A 5,810-nucleotide genomic window follows, 5' to 3' on the forward strand; every position below is an offset into this window, starting at 1 on the left:
AGCCCGCGGCAGGCGAGCCAAGTCGCGGTATCGCGACAATCGGGCGCAAAGTCACTGGGTCCCTGCCTGCGCAGGGATGACGAACTAAGAGCTAAGAGCTAAGAGCTAAGAGCCAGGAGCCAAAACCTAGATCCATCACGACTCCAAAAAAGGAAATTCCCTCAGGACTTCTTCCTGCGCGCCACCTGCTCCCCGAGCAGCGACAACTGCAACGCCTCCAACTCCGGCAAATCCCGCTCCAACTTCTCAATCTCCTCGCGAAACGCCTGCACATCCTCAAACTTCCGATAGACGGAAGCGAAGCGCACATACGCGACCTGATCGAGCTTCTTCAGCTCGCGCATCACCAGCTCACCCACCTGCCGCGAAGGCACTTCGCGGTCGCCGCAGCGGCGCAGGTCGTTGATGATTTCGCGCACGGCGGTGTCCACCGAATCGGTGGGCACCGGACGCTTCTGCAGGGCGCGCTCGAAGCTCACGCGCAGCTTGTGTTCGTCGAAGGGTTCGCGGCGTTCGCCGCTCTTCACGATGGAAGGCAGCTTGAGCTCGGCCGTCTCGAACGTATTGAAGCGTTCACTGCATTTGGGACACTCGCGTCGGCGGCGCACGGTGGCGCCGTCTTCGGTGAGGCGCGAATCGATCACGCGAGTGTCTTCGTGCTGGCAGTAAGGGCAATGCATAGGTTCTATGGATTCCTGGAAGGGAGGAAGAAACGAGAAAAGGCGCCCCTGCTCACTTCTCGTTTCTTATCGGCCCTCATCCTTCGTGACGGCTCAGCCGTAAACCGGGAACTTGTGACACTGCGCCGTGACCTTCTCGCGCACCTTGGCGATGACGGCGTCATCGTTGGGTGCATCGAGCACGTCGCAGATCCACTGCGTGAGTTCGACCACGTCCGCTTCCAGATAGCCGCGGGTAGTGACGGCCGGCGTACCGACGCGCAGGCCCGAGGTGACGAACGGCTTGCGGGGGTCGTTCGGCACGGCGTTCTTGTTGACCGTGATATGCGCCTTGCCCAGCGCTTCTTCGGCGTCCTTGCCGGTGACGTCGCGACCGATCAGGTCGACCAGCATCAGGTGGTTCTCGGTGCCGCCGGACACGATCTTGTAGCCGCGCTCGATGAAGGTCTTGGCCATGGCCTTGGCGTTCTTCACCACCTGGGTCTGGTAAGCCTTGAATTCCGGCTCCAGCGCTTCCTTGAAGGCCACCGCCTTGGCGGCGATCACGTGCATCAGCGGACCGCCCTGGATGCCCGGGAACACGATCGACTGCAGCTTCTTCTCGATCTCTTCGCCGGCGTCCTTGGCGACGATGATGCCGCCACGCGGACCGCGCAGCGTCTTGTGCGTGGTGGAGGTGACCACGTGCGCATGCGGCAGCGGGTTCGGATAGACGCCTGCAGCGACCAGACCGGCGACGTGCGCCATGTCAACGAACAGATACGCGCCCACCTTGTCGGCGATGGCGCGGAAGCGCGCCCAGTCCATCACCTGCGAGTAGGCGCTGAAACCGGCCACGATCATCTTCGGCTTGTGCTCGACGGCGAGGCGCTCGACTTCGTCGTAATCGACCAGGCCCTGCTCGTTGACGCCGTACTGCACGGCGTGGAACAGCTTGCCCGAGACGTTGACCTTGGCGCCGTGGGTCAGGTGACCACCGTGCGCGAGACTCATGCCCAGGATGGTGTCGCCTGGATTGAGCAACGCCAGGTACACGGCCTGGTTGGCCTGCGAACCCGAATGAGGCTGCACGTTGGCGTAGTTGGCGCCGAACAGCTGCTTGAGGCGATCGATGGCGAGCTTTTCAGCCACGTCCACGAATTCGCAGCCGCCGTAGTAGCGCTTGCCCGGGTAACCCTCGGCGTACTTGTTGGTGAGCACGCTGCCCTGCGCTTCCATCACGCGGGGACTGGCGTAGTTCTCCGAAGCGATCAGTTCGACGTGGTCCTCCTGACGGCGGGCTTCGTCGGCCATGGCCTGGGCCAGTTCATTGTCGTAACCGGCGATCGTCTCGTGCTTCGGGAACATCCTGACCTCGTGAGGGTGGCAAGCAGGGCTAGAACGCGAAATTGTAGCTGTGATGTGCTATTGCGGCCACCTTGGGGTCACTTGCGACCTGATTGCGTACAGCGTACCGTACGCCGCACGCAACCCAGCCTACGGACCTCGCCATGCCGATCAAGCCGTCCCGTGCCCTGCTACATCCGCTGCGCAAGCTCGCCGCCCTCGCCCTGATCGCCCTGCTGCTGCCGCTGGCCGCCGTTGCGTCCGACGTCACCGGCGTGGGCATCACCGCCATCCAGATCCCCGATCCGGTCAGCGGCAAGCCAACCGAGGGCTATGTCTTCTACCCCTCGTCGCAACCGACGCACGGCAGCACGGCGATCGGCCCCTACGATGTCGCGGCCACCCCTGACGCGCCTGCCATCCCCGGCGCCAAGCCGCTGGTGGTCCTCTCCCACGGCAACGGCGGCAGCGACCTGGGCCATCACGACCTGGCGTCTTATCTGGCCAGCCACGGCTTCGTGGTCGCCACGCTCAACCACCTAGGCGACTACTTTCGCGATACCAGCCAGGTCGGCCATATCGAGGTGCTGGCCGGGCGGCCGGTGCAGGTGAAGTCCGCCATCACCACCCTGCTCGATGATCCGCGCTGGAAACCCCTGATCGATCCGAACCGCATCGGCGTGGCCGGCTTCTCCGCCGGTGGTTACACGGCCTTGATGCTGGCGGGCGCCAAGCCACGCTTCGTGCGTTTCGTGGCCTTCTGCCAGCGTTATCCGCACGACCGGGACGTCTGCGGCCACGCCGCGGAGTTCAAGGCCGCGGCCGCCAAACAGGGCAAGACCATGGAGCAGGTGCTCGAGGACATGCAGGGCCAGCTGGGCAAGTACGGCGACACTGCCGATCCGCGGGTAAAGGCGGCTTTTGCGATGGCGCCGATGAGCCTGATCTTCGACGAACACGGCTTCGACCAGGTGCACATCCCGGTTTTCCTCTACTACGGCCAGAACGACAAGGTGCTGCCGCCGGAAGCCAACGCCCGGCATATCCAGCCGCTGATCAAAACCCTGGCGGGAGTGAAAGTCGTGCCGCGCGCCGATCATTGGGTGTTCCTGCCGCCCTGCTCCGCGGAGCTGGCCAAGGAGATTGCGCCGATGTGCGCCGATCCAGCCGGCGTCAATCGCGCCAAGGTGCATGAGCAGGTCAACGCCGATGCGCTGGCGTTCTTCCGCAAGACGCTGGACGTGAAGGCGCCCTGACGTGCCCAAGGCCTTGAGCGAACAGGAAACCGAGGCGTTCCGCGAGCGCCTGTGCGACGCGGCCGCCAGCATCTATGTGGAAGAAGGCCCGGCGGCCGTCACCCTGCGGCGTCTGGCCGGCGAGCTGGGCGTGGGCACCATGACGCCCTACCGCTACTTCCGTAACAAGGAAGAGATCATCACGGCCGTGCGCACACGCGGCCTGAACCGCTTTTCCGAGGCGCTGGAGCGGGCGCTGGAATCGCCCGGCGACGGCCGCACCCGCAGCCGCGCCGTGCGCGATGCCTATATCGCCTTTGCCCGCGAAAACACCGCCACCTACCGGCTGATGTTCGAGTACCCGGAAGCCCGCCGCGACGACCCGGCCTATCGCCAGGCGCATGAGCGCATGTGGGCCACCATTGCCGCGCATGTGGACGTGATGATTGCCGAGGGAACCATTGCAGCAGACGCCGATGCCCCCATCATCGGCCATCAGATCTGGGCCTCGCTGCACGGCGCGGTGATGCTGGAGATCGCCGGCATGCTGCCGCCGGGTTACGACGCCGCCTCGCTGCATACGCGGACCGTCAGCGCGGTGTTTGACGCCGCCAAACCCGTGCACTGAAGACTTCTGTGGGAGCGCACCCTGTGCGCGACACCTACGGAGCGGTACACCCGGCGTGGCTGTCGCGCACAAGGTGCGCTCCCACAGGTGTGCGGTTGCTTGGCGCTTCCCCTGCCCCCGGCCGACCCAAAGGGAGCAGCGGAGCCGTCACCGGGACGCCCTCTAAACCCGCTATAATGAGTGGTTTACACCCACTCTGATCGCACTGCCTGGCCTCGCGGCCGGCTGGGTGCACGTCGCCGGAGGTTCCATGCAATACATCTACACCATGAACGGGGTCAGCAAGATCGTTCCCCCGAAGCGCCAGATCATCAAGGACATCTCGCTCAGCTTCTTCCCTGGCGCCAAGATCGGCCTGCTGGGCTTGAACGGCGCGGGCAAGTCGACGGTGCTGAAGATCATGGCCGGCGTGGACACGGACTTCCAGGGCGAAGCTCGCCCGCAGCCGGGTATCAAGGTCGGTTATCTGGCGCAGGAGCCGCAGCTCGATCCGGAAAAGACCGTGCGCGAAGCGGTCGAAGAAGGCGTGTCGGTGATCCTCGATGCGCAGAAGCGCCTGGAAGAGGTTTATGCGGCCTACGGCGAAGACGGCGCTGATTTCGACAAGCTCGCCAAGGAACAGCAGGAGCTGGAAAACATCCTGGCCGTGAACGATGCGCACGCCCTGGAGCGCCAGCTCGAAGTGGCCGCCGACGCGCTGCGCCTGCCGCCGTGGGATGCCAAGATCGGTCCGCTGTCCGGTGGTGAAAAGCGCCGCGTGGCGCTGTGCCGCCTGCTGCTGTCCAAGCCGGACATGCTGCTGCTCGACGAGCCGACCAACCACTTGGACGCTGAGTCGGTGGATTGGCTGGAGCAGTTCCTGCAGAACTACCCGGGTACCGTGGTGGCGGTCACCCATGATCGCTACTTCCTCGAGCACGCCGCCGAGTGGATTCTCGAACTCGATCGCGGCCGCGGCATCCCGTGGAAGGGCAACTACACCGACTGGCTGGAACAGAAGAGCGAGCGTCTGGCCCGCGAAGAAGCCGCCGAAAAGGGCCGCCAGAAGGCGCTCGCACGCGAGCTGGAGTGGGTGCGTTCGGCCGCCAAGGGTCGTCAGTCCAAGGGCAAGGCGCGTATCAACCGCTTCGAAGAGCTCAACTCGGTCGAGTACCAGAAGCGCAACGAAACCAACGAGCTCTACATCCCGCCGGGCGAGCGCCTGGGCCAGGAAGTGATCGAGTTCAAGAACGTGTCCAAGTCCTTCGGCGATCGCCTGCTGATCGACGATCTGTCGATGAAGATTCCGCCGGGCGCCATCGTCGGCGTGATCGGCCCGAACGGCGCCGGCAAGTCGACCCTGTTCAAGCTGATCACCGGCCAGGAAAAGCCGGACTCCGGCGAAGTGAAGCTCGGTCACACCGTGCAGCTGGCCTATGTGGACCAGTCGCGCGACAGCCTCGATCCGAACAAGAACGTGTGGCAGGAAGTCTCCGACGGCGCCGACATCATCACCATCGGCCGTTACGAGCTGCAGTCGCGTGCCTATATCGGTCGCTTCAACTTCAAGGGCACCGACCAGCAGAAGATGGTGGGCAGCCTGTCCGGCGGTGAGCGCGGTCGCCTGCACCTGGCCAAGACGCTGATGCAGGGCGGCAACGTGCTGCTGCTCGACGAACCGTCCAACGATCTGGACGTCGAGACGCTGCGTGCACTGGAAGACGCGATGCTGGAGTTCCCGGGCTGCGCGATGGTGATCTCGCATGACCGCTGGTTCCTCGATCGCATCGCCACGCACATCATCGCGTTCGAAGGCGACTCGCACGTGGAGTTCTTCCCCGGCAACTACAACGAATACGAAGCCGACAAGAAGCGCCGCCTCGGCGACGAAGCTGCCGGCCCGCATCGTGTGAAGTACAAGAAGCTGGCGTAACACACGCTCCTGCTCCCTCTCCCCTCCGG

Annotated in this window: 5 protein-coding genes; 3 read left to right on the forward strand and 2 right to left on the reverse strand. The window is 64.4% G+C overall.

Annotated features, from left to right (window positions below):
* Positions 1-161 precede the first annotated feature (161 nt).
* Positions 162-680: a transcriptional regulator NrdR gene (gene nrdR / locus Y882_RS18190; protein WP_046973374.1), complete on the reverse strand. Its 519-nt coding sequence runs from the start codon at positions 678-680 to the stop codon at positions 162-164.
* Positions 681-773: 93 nt separating this feature from the next.
* The gene (gene glyA / locus Y882_RS18195; RefSeq protein ID WP_046973375.1) at positions 774-2,027 is read right to left on the reverse strand and encodes a serine hydroxymethyltransferase; all 1,254 of its coding nucleotides are present in this window, start codon (positions 2,025-2,027) and stop codon (positions 774-776) included.
* 143 nt (positions 2,028-2,170) lie between these two features.
* Here glyA and Y882_RS18200 point away from each other — a divergent pair, with 143 nt between their 5' ends.
* From Y882_RS18200 to ettA, 3 genes are all read left to right on the forward strand, one after another.
* The gene (locus tag Y882_RS18200; RefSeq protein ID WP_046973376.1) at positions 2,171-3,262 is read left to right on the forward strand and encodes an alpha/beta hydrolase family protein; all 1,092 of its coding nucleotides are present in this window, start codon (positions 2,171-2,173) and stop codon (positions 3,260-3,262) included.
* A 1-nt stretch (position 3,263) separates the two neighbouring features.
* Positions 3,264-3,869: a TetR/AcrR family transcriptional regulator gene (locus Y882_RS18205; RefSeq protein WP_046973377.1), complete on the forward strand. Its 606-nt coding sequence runs from the start codon at positions 3,264-3,266 to the stop codon at positions 3,867-3,869.
* 250 nt (positions 3,870-4,119) lie between these two features.
* The gene (gene ettA, locus Y882_RS18210; protein ID WP_046973378.1) at positions 4,120-5,781 is read left to right on the forward strand and encodes an energy-dependent translational throttle protein EttA; all 1,662 of its coding nucleotides are present in this window, start codon (positions 4,120-4,122) and stop codon (positions 5,779-5,781) included.
* Positions 5,782-5,810 lie beyond the last annotated feature (29 nt).

The organism is Dyella japonica DSM 16301 (assembly GCF_001010355.1).
GTDB classification, from domain to species: domain Bacteria; phylum Pseudomonadota; class Gammaproteobacteria; order Xanthomonadales; family Rhodanobacteraceae; genus Dyella; species Dyella japonica.